This is a genomic window from Gemmatimonadota bacterium (genome assembly GCA_016720805.1).
Taxonomy (GTDB): Bacteria; Gemmatimonadota; Gemmatimonadetes; order Gemmatimonadales; family GWC2-71-9; genus Palsa-1233.
Genome location: JADKJZ010000006.1, coordinates 29,405 through 52,320, shown reverse-complemented (window position 1 = coordinate 52,320; position 22,916 = coordinate 29,405). Strand labels below are relative to the sequence as shown.

Sequence of the window (22,916 nt, the reverse complement as noted above, 5' to 3'; positions counted from 1 at the left end):
TCAGCTCTCGACGAGAACGTCCTTCAGGTAGCGCCCCGTGATGCTCCCCTTGGTCTGCGCCACCTCTTCGGGAGTGCCCATCGCGACGACGCGACCGCCGGCGGGTCCGGCCTCGGGGCCGAGATCGATGACCCAGTCGGCGCGCTTGATCACATCGAGGTGGTGTTCGATGACCACCACGGTGTGACCGGCGTCGACCAGCTTGTCGAGCACGGCGATCAACACGCGCACGTCCTCGAGATGGAGGCCGGTGGTCGGTTCGTCGAGCAGATAGAGCTTCCGGCCGCCGCGCTTCTGCGCGGCGAGCAGTTCGCGCGCGATCTTGAGCCGCTGCGCCTCGCCGCCGGAGAGGGTCGTGGCGGGCTGGCCGAGGCGGAGGTAGCCGAGACCGACCTGCTGCAGTTGCCAGAGCGCGGCGCCGAGCTTCGGCTGGTGGCGGAAGCGCAGCATCGCCTCGTCGACCGACCAGTCGAGGACGTCCCGCACCGACATCCCCTGGATCTTGACCTCGAGCACTTCGCGCTTGAAGCGCGCGCCATTGCAGACTTCGCAGGGGACGAAGACGTCGGCGAGGAAGACCATCTCGACCTGCACCTGCCCGGCGCCGTCGCATGCCTCACACCGCCCGCCGGCGAGGTTGAAGGAGAAGGTCGCCGGCGTGTATTTCCGTTGCCGTGACAGCGGTTGCGAGGCGAAGAGTTCGCGCACCTCGTCCCACGCCTTGATGTAGGTCACCGGATTCGAGCGCGGCGACCTGCCGATCGGACTCTGATCGACCAGCACCACGTCACTGAGCAACTCCCAACCGGTCATCGCGTCGACTTCGCCGACGGCCTCGCCGAGGTGGAGCTTGGCCGAATGTTCGCCGCTCAGGCGCCGTTCGAGCTGCCGGTGGAGGACATCGTACGCGAGCGTGCTCTTGCCAGAGCCGGAGACGCCGGTGATCACCGTCAGCGTCCCGAGCGGGATCTTCGCGTCGATCCCCTGCAGGTTGTGCAGGCGGGCGCCCTTGATCTCCAGCCAGCGGGGGCCGAGGTCGCGCCGGGCACTCGGGATGCCGATCCGCCTGGTGCCGTGGAGGTACGCCGCCGTGAGCGTGTCCTTCGCCTCGTCGACCGGACCGCTGTGCACCAGATAGCCGCCTTTCTCGCCGGCGCCGGGCCCGAGTTCGATCATGTGGTCGGCGCCGCGAATCGCGGCCGGATCGTGCTCGACGACCACCAGCGTGTTGCCGAGGTCGCGCAGGCGGCGCAGGAGGCCGAGGAGGCGGTCGGTGTCGCGCGGATGGAGGCCGATCGACGGCTCGTCCAGGACGTAGAGGGCGTCGACAAGGCGCGAGCCGAGCGCATTCGAGAGCGCGATGCGCTGCGCCTCGCCGCCGGAGAGTGTCCGCGTCTGCCGATCGAAGGTGAGGTAGCCGAGGCCGACGTCGCGGAGGTAATCGACGCGGGCCATCACCTCGATCATCACCAGGTCGGCGACGATGCGCGCGGTCTCGCCGAGCTCGAGGCCACCGAGCCAGGTGGCGAGATCGTCGACGGTGAGGGTGGTGACGTCGGCGATCGAGCGGCCATTGAGCTTCACCGCGAGCGCTTCGGGGCGGAGTCGGGCGCCACCGCAACTGGTGCACGTCTTGGCCAGTTGGTACTGTCGCAGGAAGACGCGGATGTACTGCTTGTAGCGCTTCTCTTCCAGTCCCACGAGGAACGGAAAGATTCCCTGGTACCGGCCGCTCTTGCCGTGCAGCAGCACCTCGCGGACGTCGGCGGGGAGGGATTCCCACGGGGCGTCGGCAGAGACGCCGAGCTTCTTCGCGGTGCTGACCAGCAGCGAGCGACGCGCCTCGTAGCGCGGCTTGGTCCACGGGTCGATCGCGCCATCGCGCAGCGAACGCGTCGGGTCGGGAACGACCAGCGAGAGGTCGTACTCAAGCGTGGCGCCGAAGCCGTTGCAGGTGGGGCAGGCGCCGCGCGGATTGTTGAACGAGAAGAGCGCCGGCGAGACGGTGGTGCCCGGCGTGTCGCAGAGGCTGCACGACGGGAACTCGGTGAAGCGGCGCCGCGAGCCATCGCGCAATGCCAGCGCGACGCCTTCCCCTTCGGCAAACGCCATCGACAACGCCTCGGCGAATCGACCGCGTTGCGCCTCGGTGGCCACCAGCCGATCGACGATCACCAGCACTTCGTCGGCGGTGGTGAGGTCGAGTGCGGGGGGGAGCTCGTCGAGGTGGTGCGTGGTGCCGTCGACCTCGAGGCGGAGGAAACCGAGGGCGCGGAGATTGTCGACCGTGACCGCCTGCGCGCGACGGCTCCCCGGCGGCAGCGGGAAGGCGATCCGCAACCGGCCCTCACCATCGGCGAGGATGGTACTCGCGGCGGATTGCGGCGTGTCGCGCGCGACCGGACCGCCGCAGACCACACAGCGCGGCTCGCCGATGCGCGCCCAGAGGAGGCGGAGGTAGTCGTAGACCTCCGTCGCTGTTCCAACGGTGGAACGCGACGACATCGCCGGTGCACGTTGCTCGATGGCGACGGCCGGGGCGATCCCCTCGATCCGGTCGACCAGCGGCTTCGGCATCCGGTCGAGGAACTGCTTGGCGTACGTGGAGAGCGACTCGATGTAGCGCCGCTGCCCCTCGGCGTAGAGCGTGTCGAAGGCGAGCGAGCTCTTGCCGCAGCCTGACGGCCCGGTGACCACGGTCAGCGCGCGGCGCGGGATCTCGACCGTGATCCCCTTCAGGTTGTGTTGGCGCGCGTTGATGACGCGAATGACGGGGCGAGGCACGGGGGAAAGGTAAGGGGGGGCGGAGTTGGGGGCGTGAAACGTGAGACGTGAGACGGGGGGCGTTCAGCGACACCCGTTTCACCTCTTACGTCTCACGGGCCGCCTCCCTCGCCCAATCCCCGCTCCGCTCTTAGTTTTGGACCCCAATGGCCTCCCTCCTCACCCCCACCACCCTGCGACGCGGCTTCGGGTTGTTCGTCGCCGTCTCGGTGGTCAGCTACGTCGGCGTGCTCGTCTATGGCAACGACGCCTCGGCGTTCCTGCCGTCACTGGCGCGACTCCACTGGGGGTGGGTGCTGGTCGGGGCGGGGCTCGCGTCGCTCGACTGGATCGGCGGTGGCCTCCGCCTCTGGGTGCTCACCCGGGAAATCCATCCGAATCCCTCGCTCCCCGGGATGATGATCGCCGGCGGAATGGGGGCGTGGGGATCCTACGTCACGCCGCTGCAGGCCGGTTCGTCGCCGATGACGGTCTACTCGATGAAGCGGACCGGCGTGCCGGTGCCGAAAGCGATCACCGCGACGATCATGTCGTTCATCGCGACGGTCGTCTTCTTCGCGATCGGCGGCCCGCTCGCGCTGCTGTTCGGCGCGGGGAAGGCCCTCGGGACGCGCGGGGATGTCCTCGGCCTCTCCCTGCTGGACCTGTTCAAGGGGAGCATGGGGATCTTCGCGATCCTCGGCGTCCTGCTGATCACGGTGATGGTGGCACCGAAGTTCATGTCGCGGGGCATTCACAAACTGGCCGAGGCCCTCGGCCGGCGGAGCCGTCGAGTCGGTGCACGGATCGAGGGGCTGCGCGCGGGGATCGATCAGGCGAGCGAGAGCATGAACGCCTTCAACACCCCGCGCGGCTGGATCGCGCTCGGCTGGGCCACGCTGATCTCCGGACCAAGTCATGCGAACAAGCTGCTGGCCGGGTATGTCGCGCTGCGCGCGGTCGGGATCGAGGCCAACTTCGTCGACGTGCTGCTGGTGCAGACGCTGATCACCTTCCTGCTCTACTTCGCGCCGACGCCTGGGGCGAGCGGTGTGGCGGAGGTCCTCTCGGCGGCGGTGATGAGCGTGTACGTGCCTCGTGGCATGGTCCCGGTGTACACGATCGTCTGGCGCTGCATCCTCTCGTGGTTCACGATCGCGTTCGGCTTCGTGGTGTTCTCCGGCTGGGTGCGCAAGGGACTCAAGGGGATCGAGGTCGAGTCGCCGTGAGCGCGGTGGCGACGGATGATGTCGCCGCCAGCGGAGGCGATCGCGGTCTGGGCCGCCGCCTGCTGGCCTATGTGCGGCCGTATCGACTCGGCGTCGCCGGGGCGGTCGCGCTCCTCCTGCTCGAAGCCGGCCTGGCCCTGGTCGGCCCCCTGCTCACCCAGCGCACGATCGACGTGGCCATCCCCGCCCGCGACGCCGATCTCCTGCTCCGACTCGGCCTCTGGTTTCTGGCGGCGCTGCTGCTCTCCTTCGTGGCGGAGTACGCGCAGACCGTCTTGACCGCGTGGGTCGGGCAGCGGGTGATGTCGGACCTGCGCCGGCAGATCTTCGAGCGGCTGCAGCGTCTCTCGATTCCGTTCTTTGATCGGCAACCGGTGGGCCGCCTGGTGACGCGCGTCACCTCCGACGTCGAGACCCTCAACGAGCTCTTCTCGTCGGGCGTGGTGACGGTGATCGGCGACCTCGCCACCCTGCTGGCCATCAGCGCGATGATGCTCGCGATCGACTGGCGCCTGGCGCTGGTGGCGTTCGCAGTGCTGCCGGCGATGGGGCTGGTGGTCGCGATCTTCCGGCGTGCCATGCGCGAGGCCTTCCGCGACATCCGCGGTGCGGTCGCGCGGATGAACGGCGACCTGCAGGAGTATCTCTCCGGCGTGCGCGTGGTGCAGCTCTTTCATCGCGAGGCGGCGGTGGGGACGGCGTTCGACGCGGTCAACCGCGCGCATCGCGACGCGCAGTTGCGCTCGATCACCCTGTACGCCCTCTTCTTTCCCGTGGTCGAAGTGCTCACCGCGACGGCGGTCGCGCTGCTGCTCTGGTACGGCGGGTTGCAGCATCTCGGCGGCACGCTGACGGTCGGCGTGTTGGCCGCGTTCATCCAGCTGGTACGACGGTTCTTCCAGCCGCTGCAGGACCTCGCCGAAAAGTTCAACCTGCTGCAGAGCGCGATGGCGAGCGGCGAGCGGATTTTCCTGTTGCTCGACACCCCGGTCGAGGTGCCGGAGCCCAGCGCGCCCATGACGTTGCCACTCCCGGCTCGCGGCGAGGTGGTCTTCGAGGATGTCTGGTTCCGCTATGCCGACGATGCGCCCTGGGCGCTTCGCGGGGTGTCGTTCCGGGCCGCGCCGGGGGAGACGATCGCGCTGGTCGGGCACACCGGGGCGGGGAAGAGCACGGTCCTCTCCCTGCTCCTCCGCTTCTACGCGCCGACCCGTGGCCGGATTCTGGTCGACGGCGTCGACCTGGCCGAACTGGCCCACGATGACCTCCGCGGGCGGATCGGGCTGGTGCCGCAGGATCTCTTCCTCTTTCGGGGTGACCTCTCCCGGAATCTGGTGCTGGACCGGGCCATTCCCCCCGCCCAGCTGGACCGGGCGCTGGCCGCCGTCGGGGCCGACACGCTCCTCGAGCGGCTCCCGGGGGGGCTCGCCCACCAGCTCAGCGAACGGGGGCGGTCGCTCTCGGTCGGGGAACGGCAGATCCTCTCCTTTGCCAGGGCGCTCGCTGGCGAGCCCACGATCCTCCTGCTGGACGAGGCGACCTCCGCGGTGGACCCGGAGTCGGAGACGCGGCTCCAACGCGCCCTGGGCCGCCTCAGGGCCGGCAGAACCGCCCTGGTGGTGGCCCATCGCCTCGGTACCATCGTCGACGCCGACCGGATCCTCGTGTTCCACCATGGGGAACTACTGGAGACCGGCAGTCATCGGGAGCTGTTGCGGCAGGGCGGACTCTACGAGCGACTGGTGCGGCTGCAAGGCGGGGAGCCACGCCGGGCCGTCGGCGCCTGAATTCGCTTGCCCCCGGGCCATCCCGACGGATAGCTTTCCCGGTCACCTTTCGTCCCATGTCACCGACGGAGTCTCCCCTGATCGGACCGCACGCGAGCGACCCGATGTCCAGCGCCGCGACCCTGCCATTTGGCGGGGTGCCGGCGCAGGAGGGCGCGTTGCTGGCGGTGCTGATCCTGCGGGGTGGTGGCGGCGCTGCGGGGCACATCAGCGTACGGCAGCCGACGGTTCGGATCGGGCGCGAGGCGGGCAACGACGTGGTGCTCTCGGCGGCCAGTCTGAGCGCGACGCATGCCGAGTTGCGGTTGCGTGGCGGCGTGTGGACGCTCACCGATCTCGGCTCCATGCATGGCAGCTGGGTCGACGGGGAGCCCGTCTACGGCGCGGTCCCGCTGGGCCCCGGCTCGACGATCCGGCTCGGCGATGTCGAGGCGGTCTTCTCGCCAAAGGATCGCTGGGAGGATTCGCCCAGCACCCTGATCGTCGAAGCGGCACCACTCGACCCCACGCCGGGTCCGCCGTTGCCGGACGCGGCACCGGCCGTCGTGGTGCGGCCGCCGCGGGGCCGCTTTCTTGATGACGACGTCCCGACGTTCGTGCTCCCGGACACCAGTCGACGTCCCGGACCCTTGCTCTTCATTGCGATCGCGTTGGCCATCGCCGCGGTCGCCTACTTCCTCCGCCAGGTTTCCTGAATGCGCTTCTCCTGCGCCGCGCGCACCGATGTCGGAGTGGTCCGGTCCGGCAACGAGGACATGTATCTGATGGCGGCCGAGCGTGGGCTTTTCATCGTCGCTGACGGGATGGGTGGCCACGCCGCGGGCGAAGTCGCCAGCGAGATGGCGACCCAGTTGATCGCGCAGGAATTCCGGCCGGTCCGTGGGATGAGCGACGACGAGTTGATGGCCCAGATGGTCGGCGCCATTCGCGCCTCGAACGCGGCGATCTTCCAGCGGACGATGTCGGAGCACGACAAGCGGGGGATGGGCACGACGACGACCGTCCTGTCGCTGCTGCCCCGCCGCTACCTGATCGGCCAGGTCGGGGACTCACGGGCCTACTTGCTGCGCGGCACCGTGCTCTCCCAGCTCACCAAGGACCACAGCTACGTGCAGGAACAGGTGGACGCCGGACGCCTCTCGCCGGAAGAGGCCCGGGTCCACCCATATGCCAACGTGATCACGCGCTGCGTCGGCTCCAGCGGCGACGTCGTCCCCGACCTCTACCTCGGCACGCTCGAAGTCGGCGACCTGATCCTGCTCGCGTCGGATGGGCTCACCGGCATGCTCGAGGATGAGCAGGTGCGCGACGTGCTGACGATGGATGGCGACCTGGAGCAGATGGTGGATCGACTGATTGCCGACGCGAATCGCCGCGGCGGGCTCGACAACATCACCGTCATCCTGATCAAGATCGAGGAAGTGTCGCCGCCGACGGGGGAGATTCCGGCGCTTCGCGCCTGAGTCGTTAGCTGTTAGTCGTTGGTCGTTAGGCCTCGTAGGGCACCACCGCCCCTAACGACTAACGACTAATGACTAACGACCTAGGAGAGCAACATCTCCGGCACCCTCTCCAACCGCACCCCACCCACCGCAAAGATCCGCAGCCGCCGCGCGCTCCGATAGAGCTCCGCGGCGATGCGCGGCAGGCCCAGCTGTCCGGCGCGGCCTTCGTCCGTCAACTGCTCCACCGTGCCGCCCCGTGTCAGCAGGGGCAGGTCCACCGACAGCATCGATGAACGGGCCGGGAAGTCGATCAGCGCGCCGCCGGGTGGCAGCCCGAGGTCCGCCGCGAGGGCGTCCTCGGCGCGTTCGAGGGCGTCGGGGTCGTCCCAGATCCACGAGGGCAGCTCCGGCACCTCACTCGCGGGGAGATCGAGCGCGCGCTTGTGTAGCTGACGGCGCTGGAGCGCCGCCGTGAGCCCGGTGGAGTCGTGCGCCTGCATCGCGGTGGTAAGTGAGCCATCGGTGGCGTCGGCCACGCTCGCGGGATCGAGCTGGCCGCTGGCGACCGCCGTGCGCACGGCCCGCTTGAACATGCACGTCGCGCTGCGCACGGCGTGGTGCCAGTAGACATTGCGGTACATCTGGTACTTGGCGAAGAGCAGTGATTCGAGCGCCGAGACGCCCTTCTCGTGGACGCCCACGGCACGATGGCCTGCGCCATCGGTCACCAGGCAGAGCGAGGCCAGCAGCCGGTCGACGTCGACGGTGCCGTAGGGGACACCGCACTGCCGCGCGTCGCGCGAGAGGTAATCGATCTTGTCGAGGTCGAGCGAGCCGGAAATCAGCCCGCCAAGCGGTGAGACATGATCCCCCTGAATGATGCCCGCGATGCGGGCGATGAACGCGTCGCCCCCGATGCCACGCAGGAGCACGCCGAGCTCCCCTTCGCCCAGCCGACGGACACCAAGGGCCTCGTGCGAGGGAAAGCCCGCCTCCTCCAGGGCATGCGAGAAGGGATAGTGGCCGATGTCGTGAAGCAGCGCCGCGAGGCGCACCGCGAGCCGCTCCTCTTCGGGGACGGCGGCGAGGTCGCCGCGTTCCTCGAGGGTCGCGAGGGCGCGGCGCGTCAGGTGATAGGCACCGAGGGCGTGTTCGAAGCGCGAGTGCGTCGCGCCGGGATAGACCAGGAAGGCGTGGCCGAGCTGGCGCACGTACCGCAGCCGCTGCACCGCCGGCGTATCCATGGCAGCGGCGGCGGCTGGCTCGAGGCGGATGTTGTCCCAGAGAGGGTCGCGGATGACTTCAAACTGAGTCATGAGTCGTTAGTCATTAGTCGTTAGAGGGACCTGTCGACTTCACTTGCATCCTGAAGCGGTTCCAACCGCCACGAACACCGAGAGCTCCGCTGGCACCCTAACGACCAATGACTAACGACAAACGACTAACGGCAGTTACGCCTCCGCTTCCAACCGCCAGTGCTCCGGACTCCGCCACAACGCCGAGAGAATCAGCTCACGCATGTACATGAACTCCTGCGGCAGTCGGTCGTAGAGCTTCTCGAACAGTTCGCGATGGCCGAGGAGCTCGGCCTTCCACTGTTCGCGATCGACCTCCATCAACTCCAGGAAGGTCTCCTTCGGGAAGGACATTCCGTCCCAGCGGAGATCTTCATAGCGCGGCATCCAGCCGATCGGCGACTCGATCCCCGAGGCGCGGCCGCGGACCCGGCCGACGATCCACTCGAGCACGCGCATGTTCTGCCCGAACCCGGGCCAGATGAACTTCCCGTTGGCGTCCTTGCGGAACCAGTTGACGCAGAAGATCCGCGGCGGGTCGGAGAGGCCGCGGCCCATCTGCAGCCAATGGTTGAAGTAGTCACCCATGTGATAGCCGCAGAACGGCAGCATCGCGAACGGGTCGCGGCGCACCTGTCCGGTGGCACCCGCCGCGGCCGCCGTGGTCTCGGAGCCGATGGTGGCGCCGAGGTAGACGCCGAAGCTCCAGTTGAAGGCCTGGTGCACCAGCGGGACGGTGGTGGCGCGACGGCCGCCGAAGATGAAGGCGGAAATCGGCACGCCGGCCGGGTCCTCCCACGCGGGGTCGATCGACGGGCACTGCGACGCCGGCGCGGTGAAGCGCGCGTTCGGGTGCGCCGCGGGCGTCTTCGACTCCGGCGTCCAGCGATTGCCGCGCCAATCGGTGAGCGTGGCGGGCGGGGTGTCGGTCATTCCCTCCCACCAGACATCGCCGTCATCGGTGAGGCCGACGTTGGTGAAGATCGCGTTCGCGCGGCAGGACGCCATCGCGTTCGGGTTGGTGGATTCGGAAGTGCCCGGCGCGACGCCGAAGTAGCCCGCCTCGGGATTGATTGCGTGCAAGCGCCCGTCCTCACCGGGACGGATCCAGGCAATGTCATCGCCGACGGTGGTGACCTTCCAACCGGCGTAGACCTCGGGCGGGATCAGCATGGCGAAGTTGGTCTTGCCGCAGGCGCTCGGGAAGCCGGCCGCCACGTAGGTCTTTTGCCCCTGCGGATCTTCCACGCCAAGGATGAGCGTGTGCTCCGCCATCCAGCCGTCGTCGCGCCCCATCACCGAGGCAATGCGCAGCGCGAAGCACTTCTTGCCGAGCAGCGCGTTGCCGCCGTAGCCCGAGCCGTACGACCAGATCTCCCGGTCCTCGGGGAAGTGGACGATGTACTTCTCGGGATTGCAGGGCCACTTCGTGTCGGCCTGGCCGGCGGTGAGCGGCGCGCCGACCGAGTGCATCGCGGGAATGAAGTCGTCCTCGCCGAGCGCCTCGAGCACCGCGCGGCCCATGCGGGTCATGATCCGCATGTTGACGACGACGTACGGGGAGTCGGAGAGTTCCACGCCGATGTGCGAGAGGGGCGAGCCGATCGGTCCCATCGAGAAGGGCACCACGTACATCGTGCGGCCGCGCATCGAACCCGCGAACAATCCCTTCAGCGTCGCCCGCATCTCGCGCGGCTCGACCCAGTTGTTGGTCGGGCCGGCGTCGCCCTTGCGCTCGCTGCAGATGAAGGTGCGGTCCTCGACGCGGGCCACATCGCTCGGGTCGGAGAGCGCCAGGAAGGAATTGGGGCGCTTGACCGGATCGAGGCGCACCAACATGCCGGACGCGACCATCTGCTCGCAGAGCGCGTCGTACTCCGCCTGCGAACCGTCGCACCAATGGATCTGGTCAGGTTGAGTCAGGGCGGCCATCTCGGCGACCCAGGCCTTCAGGCGGGGGTGCCGGACCCAATCCGGCGCGGCGACAGCAAGCGGCGTGGCGGTGGTGTGCATCTGCTCTCCCTAAGGGGCGGTCACGCTGCCCGGGGGAGGGCGGCGAGGCCCGAAAAATGGCCGCGCCGGCCCCCCCGAGCAAACCCGGAGGGACCGTCGCGGCCTCGCGGGCTACGGCCGGGGGGCCGCGATCAATGAGGTGGGGCTGTGGTAGAGGCGCTCGATCGTGCTCACGTCGCGCTCACTCAACCCATCGAGCACTGGGTCGCGGTACATCACATCGCTCGGCGTCGCCCCGGTGTGGCCAGGCGAAATGATCCCGAGCGCGTGGCCGAGCTCGTGCGTGACGGTGATCGAGTAGCAGGTCTCGATGCCCGGGGCGGTCGACGAGGACGCCGGCCAGACGTAGATCCGCCACGGCAGCTGGAGGGTGCCGGGCGCGGTGCCGAGCTCGAAGTTGGTCTCGCCGATGCACTGCGGTGCGAATGCGTTCAGCGCGCGCGCCGCGCCGTTCACGAAGGACGGCGTGTTGCGGACAATGATATCGGCGGCATTGGAATCGGCGACCAACGTGGCGCGGAACTCCCCATAGAGGAAGGCGCGTTCCCAGCGATCGATCGCCGTGACCAGGTGCGGGCGGAGCGGTGAGTCGTCCGCGACGTAGATCTTCACCGGCAGGTCGCTCGGCCGCCACTTGAAGGTCAGCGAATCGAGGCCGTCGATCGCCGCGTACTCGTAGTTCGTGAGCACCGCGCGTGGCGGCACGATGTCGGCACACCCGACGAGGGCGAGCAGGGCGATGGCGGGCGCGACGCGGCGCATCAGAAGCCTCGCTCGATGCCGATGGTGAGGGCGACGCGGTGGATCCGCTGCGCCAGCGACCAGCCGCGCCGCTCGAGCGCCGCGGTGGTGAATTCGTGCAGATCCCAGCGCGCCGAGGCGCTGAGGTCGAGTCCCGGCCGGAGCGCCTTCACCCAACCCAGGCCGGCCGTGGCCATCGGCTTCATCGGCGCGTCGTCGGCGAAGACGCCGGTCGCCTCCGACGGCGAATACTTGATCATCCCCCCGCCCACCTGAAAGCGGAGGTGGTACGGCAGCGGGCCCTCGGCGAGCAACGCCACGGTGACCGTGCGGAGCGTCCCCAGGTCGTTGCTGCCTGCGTTGCTCGTGGCCGTCATGCTGCTGCTCGCGACGCGCGCCTCCGCGACGAGTCGGTACCTCGGCGCAATCGGGTAGCCGAGCCCAACCACGAGGGTCGGCGCGGTGCCGGTCTTGAGCGACACCAGATCGTCGTAGAGCGTCGCCTGCGACACCAGGCTGTGGCCAAGGGTGGCACCGGCACCGAGCCGCACGGAGAGTTGGGCCGTTGCCGGAAGGGGAGACGCGGCAACGGCGAGGCCGACCAGGAGGGGGAGTCGCATCCGACGAAGATGCCGCCTCGGGGTGGCGGCGGTCAATTCGGTTCCCGGAAGGAACGGAGCAGCCCCAGCATGCGGCGATCGTTGGTGACCTCGTCGTCATCGCCCTTGGGTGTCTCCAGCAGCTTGGGGATCGCCACGAAGCGGCGGTCCGTCATGATTCGCCGGAAGGGCTCGGTGCCGAGCGAGCCGTCGCCAATCAGTTCGTGCCGGTCCTTCTTCGAGGCGAAGGGATTCTTCGAGTCGTTCAGGTGCAGGCAGCGGAGGTGTGCCAGGCCGATGATCCGGTCCCAGGCCGCCCAGACCCCGTCGAAGTCGTTCACCAGGTCGTACCCGGCGCTGTACAGGTGGCAGGTGTCGGCGCAGAAGGCGACGCGATCGCGGACATCCGACCCGATCAAAGCCCGAATGTCCCTCAGCTCCTCGAATGACCGTCCCAATACCGTCCCGGTGCCGGCCGTGGTCTCCAGGAAGACCATGACCTCGCCGGGGACGGCACGGAGGGCTTCCGTGATCGCTGCCGCATTCCGCTCCAGTCCGGCGTCGTGGTCGTCGATGTAGTTCCCCGGGTGGGAGACGATCCCCTCAAGGCCAAGTGCTTGGGAACGCGTCAGTTCACCGGAAAACGCCGCCAGGGACTTGGCCCGGAGGTCGGGGTCTGGGGAGGCGAGGTTGATCAGGTACGAATCGTGCGAAACGATCGCCCCGACAGGATGCTCAGCCCTCGCACGCTGGAACGCGGCGGCAATCTCCGGCGTCACCACAGGTTCCCGCCACATGTTCGGGGTCTTGGTGAAGAGCTGGAGTGCCGTGGCCCCGATCGCCGCCCCGCGGCCCGGGGCAGTGGCTGGGCCGCCTTGGGTCGAGACGTGGGCGCCCAGCAATTCCCCTGGGCGGCCCACGGCCTCGGCCACCATCCCTTCGGTACGAGGTTCCGTGTCGGATATCTTGCGCATTGATCCCTTGCCTCAGCTGTTGGCGGGTGTGGCCCGGAGTACCGGACCGCGGCCGTTGGTGGTGCTGGTCGGCTCGCCCGACGAGCGTCCCATCGGGCTCGAAGGCGAGTTGGTGCGGGCCGGCTTCCAGGTGGCGGAGGCGGCCGATGTCCGCGCGCTGCCGGAAGACCGTCCCGCCCTTGTCCTCGCGACCTGCCGCTCGCTCGCGCTCGGTGGCCGCGAAATGATCGATGCGCTCGGCTCGGCTCGCCGCAGCGGTGCCCAGATCATCTGCCTCATTTCCAGCGACGATCCGACCGACCTGGTGCGCGCGGCGGAGGCGGGTGCCGACGAGGCGATCCTGCTTCCGCTCGAGGGACGGCAGTTGGTCGCCCGACTGCGCGCCCGCCTGGTGGCGCCGCGCGGGAGCGAATCCCAGGGCCGTGGCCACGATCTCCGGCTCTTCGAACTGCTGCAGCTCGTCGCGACCGAACTCTATCGCGAAGATATGCTGCACGCCCTCGTCCACGGCCTGGCACGGTCACTGGACCTCGCCTCGGTCAGCTGCCTGCTCCACCATCCCGAGGCGGCCGGTGGGCGGCTGATCGCGGCGACGGACTTGCCGAAACTTCGCGACGCCGACGTGGAACTCGAGAAGTGGCCGGAAGCCGTCGCCGCGGCGGCGTCCGGGCTGACCTGCTACCTGCGCGACGTTCGCGAGAGCCCGCTATTCCGGAGCACGCCGCGGCCCGGGGTGATCGCGCCGCCGACCGATCTCATCAGCACGGCGGCGATCCCGCTCCGCCCGATGGGACGCAGTGTCGGTTCGGTCGTCCTGCGCGCGCGGCATGGCGCGCCTCCGCTCACGCCAGGGCAGGTGGAATTTACCGAACTGGCCGTCGCGGCGACCGCCCGCCTCCTCGAGACCGAGGAGCGACGCGGCGCGATCGTGCGCCGGCAGGCGATCACGGCCCACGTCGATCCGCTCACCGGCTGCGGCACCCTCGATGCGCTCGATCGACGGATTCGGGAGGAGTTCGATCGCGCGCGCCGCTACGATGTCACCTTCGCGCTGGTGCTGCTCGACGTCGACGGCATGCGCGTGATCAACGAGCGCCTCGGCCGCGACGGCGGCCACCGCGTCCTGGCCGACCTCGGCCGCTTGCTCCAGCGCGAACTGCGCGCTCCCGACTTCGTCGCCCGCTATGGCGGCGAAGAATTCCTGCTGTTGCTGCCCGAGACCGATCTGGTCGGGGCGCGGGACACGGTGCATCGGATCCGGGAACGCCTCGATTCGGCCGGACTCGGCGAACTCCAGCTCGGCGTGCGTTGCCGCCTCACGGCTGGCGTTGCCGTCTATCCGCACCCCGGAGTCCATCGGCCGGAAGATCTCTTTGCCCGGGTCGAAGCGGCGCTGCTCGAGGGGAAGGGACAGGACGTCGACCGGATCGGCAGCGCCGCCTGAGCGCGGCGACTATCGCCTCCGGCGGAGCCAGACGAGCGGATCGAGCGCGATCTGCTGCTCCCCGCGAATCTCGAAGTAGAGGTGCGGCCCCCGATCCGAATTCGCGCCACCCACCGCGCCGATCACCTGCCCCCGCGTCACCTGCTGCCCCTCCGTCACCGACGCGCTCTGCAACTGCATGTAGAGCGAGTAGTAGCCGTCACCGTGCTGCACGAAGACCGAGAGGCCGTAGGTCGACAGGCGGCGCACCAACACCGCGGTCCCCGCTTCGACGGCTTTCACCGGCGTCCCCACCGGCGCACCGATCCCGATCCCCTGATTCCGCACGACCCCGCCGTTCTTCAGCGTGTCCCGCCCGAATTCGAAGAGGATGTTGCCTTCCACCGGCCACTCGAGCTTGCCGAGGTCGGCGGTCGAGAGGTTGCGGCCGGATGGCACCGGCGCGACGGCGCCGGGGCGCGCGGCACGATTGGCTTCCGTCGTGCGCCGGGTGCGTTCCAGCGAGGCGAGCAGGTCGTTGACGCGGGCCTCGTCGCGCTCGAGGGTGGTCAGCCGTTGCTGAGTCTGCGCCGAGGAGCGCTGCAGCGTCTTGAGCTGGGCCTGTCGCTCGTCGGCGAGATTCGCGAAACGCTCGAGCTCGGCCTCGCGCTCGTCGCGACGGCGGTCCAGCTCGGTGCGGATGCCGAGCAGCTCGCTGCGCTGCCCACTGACCCGCTTGGTCAGTCGCTCGACGTCGCCGACGAGGGCGCGGTCCTGGCGCGAGGTGAGGTAGAGATACTTGTAGCGGGTGAGGAGGTCGCCGAACGACTCCGCGGCGAGCAGCACCTGGAAGGTGTAGAGCGGGCCGCGTTTGTAGATGTCGGCGAGCCGGCGCCGCAATACGGCCTTCCGGTCGGCCAGGTTGTCCTGGGCCAGCGTCATCTCGGCGGCGGAGCGTTCCAGCTGCGAGCCGAGTCCGCCGATCTGTTTCTCGATCTCGCTCACCAGCCGCGTGGTGGCGTCGCGCTGCCGTTCGATGTTGCGGAGCGCCGCCCCGACGTCGCTTACCTGGCCGGTGATGCGTTGCTGCTGCCGCTGGAGCTGCTCGCGCTCCTGCCGGATCTGGTCAAGGCGGCGGCGGGAGGCTTCGAGGTCGGGGTTGGCCTGGGCGGCGAGCGAAGCCGAGCACAGCACCATGAACGCGAGTACGTACGCGAGGATGATCGATGATCGATGATCGATGACCGATACGCGGGAGGCGCGATCACCTTGCGCACCGCGGCCGGGTTGATCGATCATCGACCATCGATCATCGATCATCGTTCTCACACCTTCTTCAGGTGCCGACCCACGCTCACGAGCGAGCCCGTGAGCCCGAGCAGCATCCCGAAGAGCAGGAGGAGCACCACGTCGAGCGGGCCGAAGAAGGTCAGGCCCATGCCGAGGCCGAACTGGCCCGCTGCGAAGGCGCCGAAGACCGCCCCACAGAGGATGGAGGCGATGATCCCGCCGACGAGACCCTTGATGATCCCCTCGAGCAGGAAGGGGCCGCGGATGAACCAGTCGGTGGCACCGACGAGCCGCATGATCCGGATCTCGCGGGCACGGTGGAGCACCGTCATCCGGATGGTGACGCCGATGATCACGATGCTCACGAGCGCGAAGGCCAGCCCGATCGCGAGGCCGACGAAGGCCGCGATTTGGCGCAGGGCGTCGAGGCGTTCGACCCAGTCGCGACCATAGCGCACGTCCTCGACGAACTCGAAGCCGCGCAGCCGCTCGGCCACCTCGCCTGCGTGCTCCGCATCGCGGAACTCGGGTCGGAGTCGGATTTCGAGCGAGGGCGGGAGCGGGTTGATCTCGAGGTCCTGATAGGCCTCCTGGAACTCGACCAGGTCACGCCGGGCGGCGCTGAGGGCCTCCTCCTCGGAGACGTAGCGGACCTCGAGGACCTCGGGGAACGCGGCGATGTCGGAACTGGCCACCGTCAGCTGCTGCGACGGCGTGCCGCGATAGACGAACGCGACCACCTCGACGCGTTCGGCGACGTTGCGCAGCGCCGACCGGAGGTTCAGGGCCACGAGGCCGAAGAGGCCGGTGACGAAGAGGGCAAAGGCAATGGTGGTGATGGACAGCACCGAGAGGGTGCGGGTCCGCTGGAAGGCCAGCAGCGCTTCGCGCCAGAGCAGCTTCATCCCGGGCCCCCGTCCCTGCCGGAGTCGAAGACCAGCTTGCCGTCGCGCAGTTCGAGGGTGCGTTGCCCACCCATCCGGACCAGGTCGAGGTCGTGGGTCGCCATCACCACCACGGTGCCCTGCGCATTGATGTCGGTGAGGAGCTGGAAGACGCCGCGCGTCGCGCGCTCGTCGAGGTTGCCGGTGGGCTCGTCGGCGAGGAGGACCGGCGGGTCGTTGACCAGCGCCCGGGCGATGGCGATGCGCTGCTGCTCGCCGCCGGAGAGTTCGCGCGGGAACGCCTCGGCCTTGTGGAGCAGGCCGACCTGCGCGAGCACCTTGGTGACGCGCGCGGGAATCACGTCGGCGCGCGTCCCCGTCACTTCGAGCGCGAAGGCGATGTTCTCGCTGGCGGTCCGGTCCTCCAGCAGGCCGAAGTCCTGGAAGATGATCCCGAGGCGCCGGCGCAGGCGCGGGACTTCATCGCGCTTGAGCGCCCCGATGTGGAAGCCCGAGACGCGGACATCGCCGCTGCTCGGCTGCTCGCCACCGTACATGAGCTTCAGCAGCGTCGACTTGCCGGCGCCGGAATGCCCGGTGAGGAAGACGAATTCACCGCGCGCGACGTGAAAGGTCACGTCCGCGAGGGCGGGCCCGGTCCCGTTGGGATAATTCTTGGCGACCTTCGTGAAGCGGATCACGAGGGAAAGATAGTGGGCACCCTACAGGGCGCCGGCAAGGTCGGCCAGTAGATCATCGGTGTCCTCGCAGCCGCAGGAGAGGCGCAGGAAGCCATCCGGAATGCCCAGCGCGGCGCGCTCTTCGGCACCAAGGGCCTTGTGGGAGGTGAGGCGCGGTTCGGAGACGAGCGATTCGACGCCCGCCAATGACGGGGCGTGCGTGACCAGGCGGAGATGGGAGAGGAATCGTTGCGTGGCCGCCGTGCCGCCCTCGAGCACCAGCCCGACCATGCCGCCGTACCCCTGAAAGAGCCGCGTCGCGAGCTCATGGTCGGGGTGCGTCACCAGCCCGGGGTGGTGCACCGCGCTGAACTCCGGCCTGCCGGCGGCCCACTGGGCCACCGCCAGCGCGTTGGTGTGGTGGCGCTCGATGCGGAGCCCGAGCGTCTTGAGTCCGCGCTCCGTCAGCCAGGCCGCGTGCGGGTCGATCGCCGGTCCCCACAACCGCATCAACCGGGTAACCTCTTCGATCACGGCCGACGTGCCGGCGATCGCGCCCGCAATGATGTCGCTGTGGCCATTGAGGTACTTGGTGGCGCTGGTGATCACGATGTCGGCGCCGTGCTCCAGCGGCCGGAACATGACCGGCGAGCAGAAGGTCGCGTCGACGAGCAACGCGAGGCCGTGTTCGCTGGTGATCTTGGCGATCGCCGGGACGTCGACGACGCGCATCAGCGGATTGGTCAGCGCCTCGACGAAGATCGCGCGAGTCGTGGGGCGGATCGCCTTGCGCCATTCGCGCGGCTTGTCGGGATCGATGTAGGTCACCTCGATGCCGAGGCGGGCGAACTCGGTGTCGTACAGGACCCGGGTGCCGCCGTAGATCCAGCGCGAGGCGAGGAGGTGGTCGCCGGGGCGCAGGACGGCGAGGTGGGCCAAGGCCGTCGCCGCCATGCCGCTGGCCAGGAAGAGCGCATCCTCGGCGCCTTCCAGGGCGGCGTACCGCGCGGCCAGTTCGAGCTGATTGGGGTTGTTGCCGTAGCGCGTGTAGAGCACCTCCGCGTCGCTGCCGAGCGGATTGCGAAAGGTGGCGCTCTGATAGATCGGCGTCACGGCCGGGGTCCAGTCGGCACCGCGATGCGGCTTGCCCCCGTGGATCGCGATCGTGGACGGCCCCAAGCGTGGCGTGGTCATGCGACGGCTCCCAGTTCGTACGTGTCGTCGGGGTGCGCGAGGAGGCAGCCCCGTTGGGCGAGCGCGGCCAGTGCGTCGTGGGCGCGGGCCGCCGGCCAGGCCAACCGCTCGGCCACCGGCGGGGGCGCGGCGCGACCGAGATCGCCCAGCACGGCGAAGACCTCGCGCCAGTCGTCCGGGACGCGGCCAAGCAGTCGTGGGCGAGGCGAGTCGGCAAAGAGCGCCACCACCGCGAGGCCGTGGCAGTGCAACGCATTCTCGATCGCCTCGGCGTGGTCCTCGCGCAGGCCGCGCAGTCCCAGTCGGAGGATCGGCAATTGTGCCAACTGATTGAGCAGCTTGGCCACCACTTCGTCGGCGCAGGAGAAATCGACCAGCCCGACCGCTGAGAAGTCGAGCTGGGCGTCCTGCCCTGCGGCTTCACGCAGCGCGTCGAACACGCGCTGGCGCACGGCAGCCCCGGTGGGGCGCGTGACGAGGTCGGAGTACGGCGTGGCGATCGTCTCGTGCAACAGCCGCTCGAGGTGGATGACCGCGCTCATCCTGCCATCTCGCGGGCCGGGATGATGATGGTGACCTGCGAGCCGGGGAACCACGCGAGCCCTTCCGACATCGGCGGTTCATCATCCCACGGCTGCGGGATGCAGACGCGCGCGGTGCCGGAACGGATCGAGATCTTTCCCTGCCAGCGCGCGAGGTAGCGCTTGGTGCCGGCAAGTCCTTGTCCGCGGCCCGGATCGCGGAAGCGGGAGATGTTGTGGATCAGCGCCGTCTCGATCGCGAGGCCGTCGCCCCAGCGATCGCCGAAGCGCTTGGCCTGTGTGGCCTCGAGCGACCGGCGGAAGCCGATGCCGGCATCGCTCACGGCGATGACGACCGCTTTGCGGCCGAGTCGCTTGCGGAAGTTGTAGACGTGCACCGCCACCCAGCCGCCGGTGCCGGCGTGCTCGGTGATGTTCTGGCAGGTCTCCGAGAGCGACTGCCCGAAGCCGCCGACGACGCTGGCCTCGAGGTCGAGCTCGCGCTTGAGGATCTGGGTCGAGCGCTCGTTGATCCGTCCCACCACTTCGTGGACATCCTTCGATTCGCGAATCGGCGTCACATCGAGCAGCGTCTCGCTCGCATCATCGGGACGGCGGCGCGGCACCTTGCCGTGCAGCTCGAAGAGGGCATCGGCGTGATGGAGAAAGCCGGCCTTGGCCCAATAGGAGGCGACGCTGTCGTTGCCCGGCAGCGTGAGTCGCGGCTTCGGCGCTCCGAGCTCGGCCAGCGACTGCCCCAGCGTCAGGAGGGCGGTGAAGCCGGCCGGTGACGACCATTCAGTCGCGTGGGCGTCGACCAGCAGTCGGCCCTCGGGTGGCCACGGCGGCAACTGCGCCGCGAGGTGATCGAGGCTGCGATCATCGAGAAAGGCGGGTACCGGGACGACATGCATCAGGCGAGCACCAGGTCGCCGCGCAGCTGGCGGGCCAGGAAGGTGGCGCCGCGGAAGGCGGCGTTGCGCGCAGCAGCGCGATTGGCTGCCGTCACCGCGCCGGCAACATCGTCGCCGGCCAGGAGATGGGCGAAGCAGGTCGCACCGAACACATCGCCGCATCCGGTCGGGTCGATGGCATCGACCGCTGGCGGGGCGAGCAGCGCCGTGCGCACGGCACCGCCGGCCGCAGCAAGCGACGCGTTGCCGAGGTCGGCGAGCCGATCGAACCCCGGCCGCGCCACGTAGATCGCACCACGCGGGCCGACCGTGACCGTCAGCAGCGACACGCCCGCACGCAGCGCCTCGGCCGACACGACCAGCGGATCGGCGGCGAGCTGCAGCATCTCATCCTCATTGAGCTGCACGCAATCGAAACAGCCCAGCCACGCCGCGGCATCGGGCAACGGTTGCAGCGAGCGCATGCCGTCACTGCCCTTGGCAAGAAAGAGCGAGTGCAGGTCTGCGTAGATGGGCCCCGTGAAGCCGTGCCCCAGTTGTTGCGCCGTGAAGAGGCAGCACTCGAATCCGGAAATGAAGTTGACGTACAGCGCGTCGAGGTCGGCGACCATCGGGCCGAGCTCGGGCCAGGTCCAACCGGGGACGCCGCCGGCCATCTGCTCGCAGCGTCGGTCGGTCGACTCGTAGCGCAGGGTGACGCGATTGTTCGGCACCGGCACCTCAATCGGACGCGTGCCGGGGGCGAGCCGCTGCAGCGAGCGGTAGAACTCGGCAGCCTTCGGTGCGAGATCGGCACCCACCTTGATGAGCGGCACCATCTCCCAGTCCGCCGGGAGCGCGGCGTCCATCGCAGCCAGCGCGTAGGCGATCCCGCCCCACTCCTCGACTGGCGCGGCGAGTGGGTCTCGGCCGTGGATCTCGTCCCAGACGAGGGAACCGAGCACACCGACGCGTGGCATCAGAGCAGTCCCTGCTCGCGCTGGTTCAGGAAGGCGCGCGCGGCACCATAGACCCCGGCCAACCCGCCCAGTTCACCCGGGACGATTCGGCAGGCCTGGACCGCCGGCTTGAAGGCGCGGCGCGCCACCTCGCGGCGGAGCGGCTCGAAGAGATTCTCGCCGGCCTGGGTGACGCCGCCGACGATCACGACCAGGTCGGGATTGAAGATGTTCAGCAGGTTGGCCACGCCGGTCCCGAGATAGCGTGCCGTGGTGCGGACGACCTCGTCGGCGACGGCATCGCCCTGCTTCGCCGCCTCGTACACCGTGGCGGCAGTGACCTTGCTCAGGTCGCCCCCGACCAACTCGGAGAGGATGCTCTCGGAACCCGATTCGACCTGCTCGACGGCTCGGCGGGCAATCGCCGGACCCGAGGCATACGCCTCGAGGCAGCCGTAGTTGCCGCAGCCGCAGCGTCGGCCGTCGAGGTCGATGGTCACGTGGCCGATCTCGCCCGCGCAATCGGACGCGCCGTGATGGAGCTTGCCGTTGAGGACGATCCCGCCGCCGATCCCCGTCCCGATGGTCATGCCGATCACGTGCGTGCCGCCGCGCGCCGCGCCGACCCACGCTTCGCCGAGGACGGCACAGTTGGCGTCGTTGTCGAGCGCGGTGACGAGGCCCAGCCCCTCGGCCAGCCTGGCCCGCAGCGGCATGTTCACCCAGCCGAGGTTTGGCGTGAGCAGGACCACGCCGGCGCGCGTGTCGAGTGGTCCGGGGGCACCGACGCCGATGCCGAGCACCTCGGCGCCGGGCACGGCGGCCTCGAGCGCGGCAAAGGTCTGGCGTCCCATTTCGGTCAGATCCTGGACGATCGCGTCCGGGCCCCGACTCGGATCGGTCGGCCGCGCGTGGTCGCCGATGACTCGCGAGCCATCGGCGGCGACGGCCCCGACGACGAGATTGGTGCCACCAATGTCAATGCCGAGAACCCACTTCACAGGGTGGTCTCCAACGGGGGTCTGGGGGTGGCAGCCGGCAGGTGCGTGTCGGGTCCGTCCGGGAGCGGACCGCCCGAGACTACTGCATCGTAGACCGAGAGGAGCCGTCGCGCCAGCGCGGGCGTGTCGAAAGTCGCAGCATGCCGCGTCCCGGCGCCGATGGCCGCGCTCCGGTGGTCGCTGGATTCGAGCAGCCCGAGGATCGCGGCAGCCAGCGCCGCCGGGTCGTCCGGGGCGACCGGGACCGCCGCATCGCCGCCCGCGTCCCGGAGGTGCGGGCCATTGGCGATGACCACCGGCACGCCCGCGCTCATCGCCTCGACCACCGGCATGCCGAATCCCTCGGCGCGGGAGAGGTAAAGCGCCAGCGTCGCCCCCTGGAGCAGCGACGGGAGCTCATCCGCGGTGACGTCGGTGAGGAATCGCACCCGACTCGCCACCCCGAGCGTGCGCGCCTCCTCGCGGAGGGCGGACTCGCTGCCACCGTCGCGACCCACCAGCACCAGCGGCGGGGCGTCCGTCGGCAATGCCGCGAGGGCTTGCAGCGCGAGCCGCTGGTTCTTCCGGGGCTCGAAGGTGCCGACCGCGATCAGATACTCTGTCGGCACGCCGTGGCGCGCGCGCGTCGCGGCTCGATCGGCGTCCGAGGCACGCACGGCGAAGCGGGGTCACGGGCCGGCGGGACCACCGCGATCCGCGCTTGGGGACGCCGAGCAGTTGCTGGAGCTCATCCCGCGTGTGGGTCGAGACGGCCAGCAGTGCCGTCGCGTGTTCGATGCTCCAGCGATAGCGCCAGGCATAGCTGCGCCGATCAATCGCGGAAAAGAGCTCGGGGTGCGTGTGGAAGAGCAGGTCGTGGATCGTGACGACGGACGGGACGCCGGTCGCGGGAAGGTCGCGCGGGATCTCGTGGGTCAGGCCGTGGTAGAGCGCGATACCATCCCGCGCCGCCGTCCGTCCGAGGCGCGTGGTTCGCCAGATCGCCCGCAACCCGATCGGCTGCCACGGCGCCGGCGGCAGGTGGAGCGTGGCGCCCAGTTCGGCGGACAGTCCCGCGAATGGGGGCCGTGCCGGACGCGGGGCGTAGAGGTGCAGCGCCAGCTGGGGTGCCGCGTCGTGCAGGCCGCGGAGCAGGTGACGGGCGTAGTTGCCGAGTCCGGTGCTGTTCCGGAGCGCGCGAACCGCGTCGAAGCCGATGCGCGCCGTCGCCGGGAGACCGGACAAT

21 protein-coding genes are annotated in these 22,916 nt (G+C 69.3%); 5 read left to right on the top strand and 16 right to left on the bottom strand.

Features of this window, described 5'->3' with window-relative positions; genetic code table 11:
- Positions 1–2,784: an excinuclease ABC subunit UvrA gene (gene uvrA / locus IPP98_07045; GenBank protein ID MBL0178868.1), complete on the bottom strand. Its 2,784-nt coding sequence runs from the start codon at positions 2,782–2,784 to the stop codon at positions 1–3.
- 146 nt (positions 2,785–2,930) lie between these two features.
- Here uvrA and IPP98_07040 point away from each other — a divergent pair, with 146 nt between their 5' ends.
- The 4 genes from IPP98_07040 to IPP98_07025 all read left to right on the top strand — a co-directional run bounded on the left by IPP98_07040 (position 2,931) and on the right by IPP98_07025 (position 7,242).
- Positions 2,931–3,992, top strand: coding sequence for a flippase-like domain-containing protein (locus IPP98_07040; GenBank protein MBL0178867.1), 1,062 nt, complete (start codon positions 2,931–2,933; stop codon positions 3,990–3,992).
- Positions 3,993–3,997: 5 nt separating this feature from the next.
- On the top strand, positions 3,998–5,779 hold the full coding sequence (locus IPP98_07035) for an ABC transporter ATP-binding protein (GenBank protein MBL0178866.1): 1,782 nt from the start codon (positions 3,998–4,000) through the stop codon (positions 5,777–5,779).
- A 104-nt stretch (positions 5,780–5,883) separates the two neighbouring features.
- Positions 5,884–6,474, top strand: a complete 591-nt coding sequence (locus IPP98_07030) for an FHA domain-containing protein (protein ID MBL0178865.1) — start codon at positions 5,884–5,886, stop codon at positions 6,472–6,474.
- Positions 6,475–7,242 carry a Stp1/IreP family PP2C-type Ser/Thr phosphatase gene (locus tag IPP98_07025; protein ID MBL0178864.1) on the top strand — a complete coding sequence of 256 codons (768 nt, stop codon included), beginning with the start codon at positions 6,475–6,477 and terminating at the stop codon, positions 7,240–7,242.
- Positions 7,243–7,322: 80 nt separating this feature from the next.
- Here the strand turns inward: IPP98_07025 and IPP98_07020 are convergent, their stop codons facing one another.
- The 5 genes from IPP98_07020 to IPP98_07000 form a co-directional block, all read right to left on the bottom strand.
- A complete protein-coding gene (locus IPP98_07020; GenBank protein MBL0178863.1) occupies positions 7,323–8,540 on the bottom strand; it encodes an HD domain-containing protein in 1,218 nt (405 codons plus the stop codon).
- A gap of 135 nt (positions 8,541–8,675) precedes the next feature.
- Entirely contained in the window at positions 8,676–10,532 is a 1,857-nt protein-coding gene (locus IPP98_07015; GenBank protein MBL0178862.1) for a phosphoenolpyruvate carboxykinase (GTP), read from the bottom strand.
- Between the two features lie 111 nt (positions 10,533–10,643).
- Positions 10,644–11,294 carry a hypothetical protein gene (locus IPP98_07010; protein ID MBL0178861.1) on the bottom strand — a complete coding sequence of 217 codons (651 nt, stop codon included), beginning with the start codon at positions 11,292–11,294 and terminating at the stop codon, positions 10,644–10,646.
- Positions 11,294–11,893, bottom strand: coding sequence for a hypothetical protein (locus IPP98_07005; GenBank protein MBL0178860.1), 600 nt, complete (start codon positions 11,891–11,893; stop codon positions 11,294–11,296). The genes IPP98_07010 and IPP98_07005 overlap by 1 nt, the downstream gene beginning before the upstream one ends.
- 32 nt (positions 11,894–11,925) lie before the next feature.
- Complete coding sequence (locus IPP98_07000) at positions 11,926–12,846, bottom strand: deoxyribonuclease IV (GenBank protein MBL0178859.1); 921 nt, start codon at positions 12,844–12,846, stop codon at positions 11,926–11,928.
- Between the two features lie 7 nt (positions 12,847–12,853).
- Between IPP98_07000 and IPP98_06995 the strand changes: the two genes are divergently transcribed.
- Positions 12,854–14,290: a diguanylate cyclase gene (locus tag IPP98_06995; GenBank protein MBL0178858.1), complete on the top strand. Its 1,437-nt coding sequence runs from the start codon at positions 12,854–12,856 to the stop codon at positions 14,288–14,290.
- 9 nt (positions 14,291–14,299) lie between these two features.
- Here IPP98_06995 and IPP98_06990 read toward each other — a convergent pair whose 3' ends face one another.
- The 10 genes from IPP98_06990 to IPP98_06945 are packed head-to-tail and all read right to left on the bottom strand — an operon-like array spanning position 14,300 to position 22,915.
- Positions 14,300–15,568 carry a peptidoglycan DD-metalloendopeptidase family protein gene (locus IPP98_06990; protein MBL0178857.1) on the bottom strand — a complete coding sequence of 423 codons (1,269 nt, stop codon included), beginning with the start codon at positions 15,566–15,568 and terminating at the stop codon, positions 14,300–14,302.
- A 26-nt stretch (positions 15,569–15,594) separates the two neighbouring features.
- Positions 15,595–16,464, bottom strand: a complete 870-nt coding sequence (locus IPP98_06985; GenBank protein MBL0178856.1) for an ABC transporter permease — start codon at positions 16,462–16,464, stop codon at positions 15,595–15,597.
- Entirely contained in the window at positions 16,461–17,144 is a 684-nt protein-coding gene (ftsE, locus tag IPP98_06980) for a cell division ATP-binding protein FtsE (protein ID MBL0178855.1), read from the bottom strand. The genes IPP98_06985 and ftsE overlap by 4 nt, the downstream gene beginning before the upstream one ends.
- A gap of 21 nt (positions 17,145–17,165) precedes the next feature.
- Positions 17,166–18,317, bottom strand: coding sequence for a PLP-dependent transferase (locus tag IPP98_06975; GenBank protein ID MBL0178854.1), 1,152 nt, complete (start codon positions 18,315–18,317; stop codon positions 17,166–17,168).
- Positions 18,314–18,859, bottom strand: a complete 546-nt coding sequence (locus IPP98_06970; GenBank protein ID MBL0178853.1) for a hypothetical protein — start codon at positions 18,857–18,859, stop codon at positions 18,314–18,316. The genes IPP98_06975 and IPP98_06970 overlap by 4 nt, the downstream gene beginning before the upstream one ends.
- Positions 18,856–19,752 (bottom strand): hypothetical protein, encoded by an 897-nt coding sequence (locus tag IPP98_06965; GenBank protein ID MBL0178852.1) that lies wholly within the window; start codon positions 19,750–19,752, stop codon positions 18,856–18,858. Before IPP98_06965 ends, IPP98_06970 begins: the two co-directional genes overlap by 4 nt.
- Positions 19,752–20,711, bottom strand: a complete 960-nt coding sequence (locus IPP98_06960; GenBank protein ID MBL0178851.1) for a carbohydrate kinase family protein — start codon at positions 20,709–20,711, stop codon at positions 19,752–19,754. Before IPP98_06960 ends, IPP98_06965 begins: the two co-directional genes overlap by 1 nt.
- Positions 20,711–21,691, bottom strand: a complete 981-nt coding sequence (locus tag IPP98_06955; protein ID MBL0178850.1) for an ROK family protein — start codon at positions 21,689–21,691, stop codon at positions 20,711–20,713. Before IPP98_06955 ends, IPP98_06960 begins: the two co-directional genes overlap by 1 nt.
- Entirely contained in the window at positions 21,688–22,119 is a 432-nt protein-coding gene (locus IPP98_06950) for a glycosyltransferase (protein ID MBL0178849.1), read from the bottom strand. Before IPP98_06950 ends, IPP98_06955 begins: the two co-directional genes overlap by 4 nt.
- On the bottom strand, positions 22,088–22,915 hold the full coding sequence (locus IPP98_06945; protein MBL0178848.1) for a glycosyltransferase: 828 nt from the start codon (positions 22,913–22,915) through the stop codon (positions 22,088–22,090). Before IPP98_06945 ends, IPP98_06950 begins: the two co-directional genes overlap by 32 nt.
- Position 22,916: the final 1 nt, after the last annotated feature.

Excerpts from the sequence above, each read along its gene's own strand:
- IPP98_07040 (MBL0178867.1), top strand. The coding sequence starts at position 2,931 with ATGGCCTCCCTCCTCACCCCCACCACCCTGCGACGCGGCTTCGGGTTG.
- IPP98_07030 (MBL0178865.1), top strand. The coding sequence starts at position 5,884 with ATGTCCAGCGCCGCGACCCTGCCATTTGGCGGGGTGCCGGCGCAGGAG.
- IPP98_07025 (MBL0178864.1), top strand. The coding sequence starts at position 6,475 with ATGCGCTTCTCCTGCGCCGCGCGCACCGATGTCGGAGTGGTCCGGTCC.
- IPP98_07020 (MBL0178863.1), bottom strand. The coding sequence starts at position 8,540 with ATGACTCAGTTTGAAGTCATCCGCGACCCTCTCTGGGACAACATCCGC.
- IPP98_07015 (MBL0178862.1), bottom strand. The coding sequence starts at position 10,532 with ATGCACACCACCGCCACGCCGCTTGCTGTCGCCGCGCCGGATTGGGTC.
- IPP98_07010 (MBL0178861.1), bottom strand. The coding sequence starts at position 11,294 with ATGCGCCGCGTCGCGCCCGCCATCGCCCTGCTCGCCCTCGTCGGGTGT.
- IPP98_07005 (MBL0178860.1), bottom strand. The coding sequence starts at position 11,893 with ATGCGACTCCCCCTCCTGGTCGGCCTCGCCGTTGCCGCGTCTCCCCTT.
- IPP98_07000 (MBL0178859.1), bottom strand. The coding sequence starts at position 12,846 with ATGCGCAAGATATCCGACACGGAACCTCGTACCGAAGGGATGGTGGCC.
- IPP98_06990 (MBL0178857.1), bottom strand. The coding sequence starts at position 15,568 with ATGATCGATCAACCCGGCCGCGGTGCGCAAGGTGATCGCGCCTCCCGC.
- IPP98_06985 (MBL0178856.1), bottom strand. The coding sequence starts at position 16,464 with ATGAAGCTGCTCTGGCGCGAAGCGCTGCTGGCCTTCCAGCGGACCCGC.
- IPP98_06975 (MBL0178854.1), bottom strand. The coding sequence starts at position 18,317 with ATGACCACGCCACGCTTGGGGCCGTCCACGATCGCGATCCACGGGGGC.
- IPP98_06970 (MBL0178853.1), bottom strand. The coding sequence starts at position 18,859 with ATGAGCGCGGTCATCCACCTCGAGCGGCTGTTGCACGAGACGATCGCC.
- IPP98_06965 (MBL0178852.1), bottom strand. The coding sequence starts at position 19,752 with ATGCATGTCGTCCCGGTACCCGCCTTTCTCGATGATCGCAGCCTCGAT.
- IPP98_06960 (MBL0178851.1), bottom strand. The coding sequence starts at position 20,711 with ATGCCACGCGTCGGTGTGCTCGGTTCCCTCGTCTGGGACGAGATCCAC.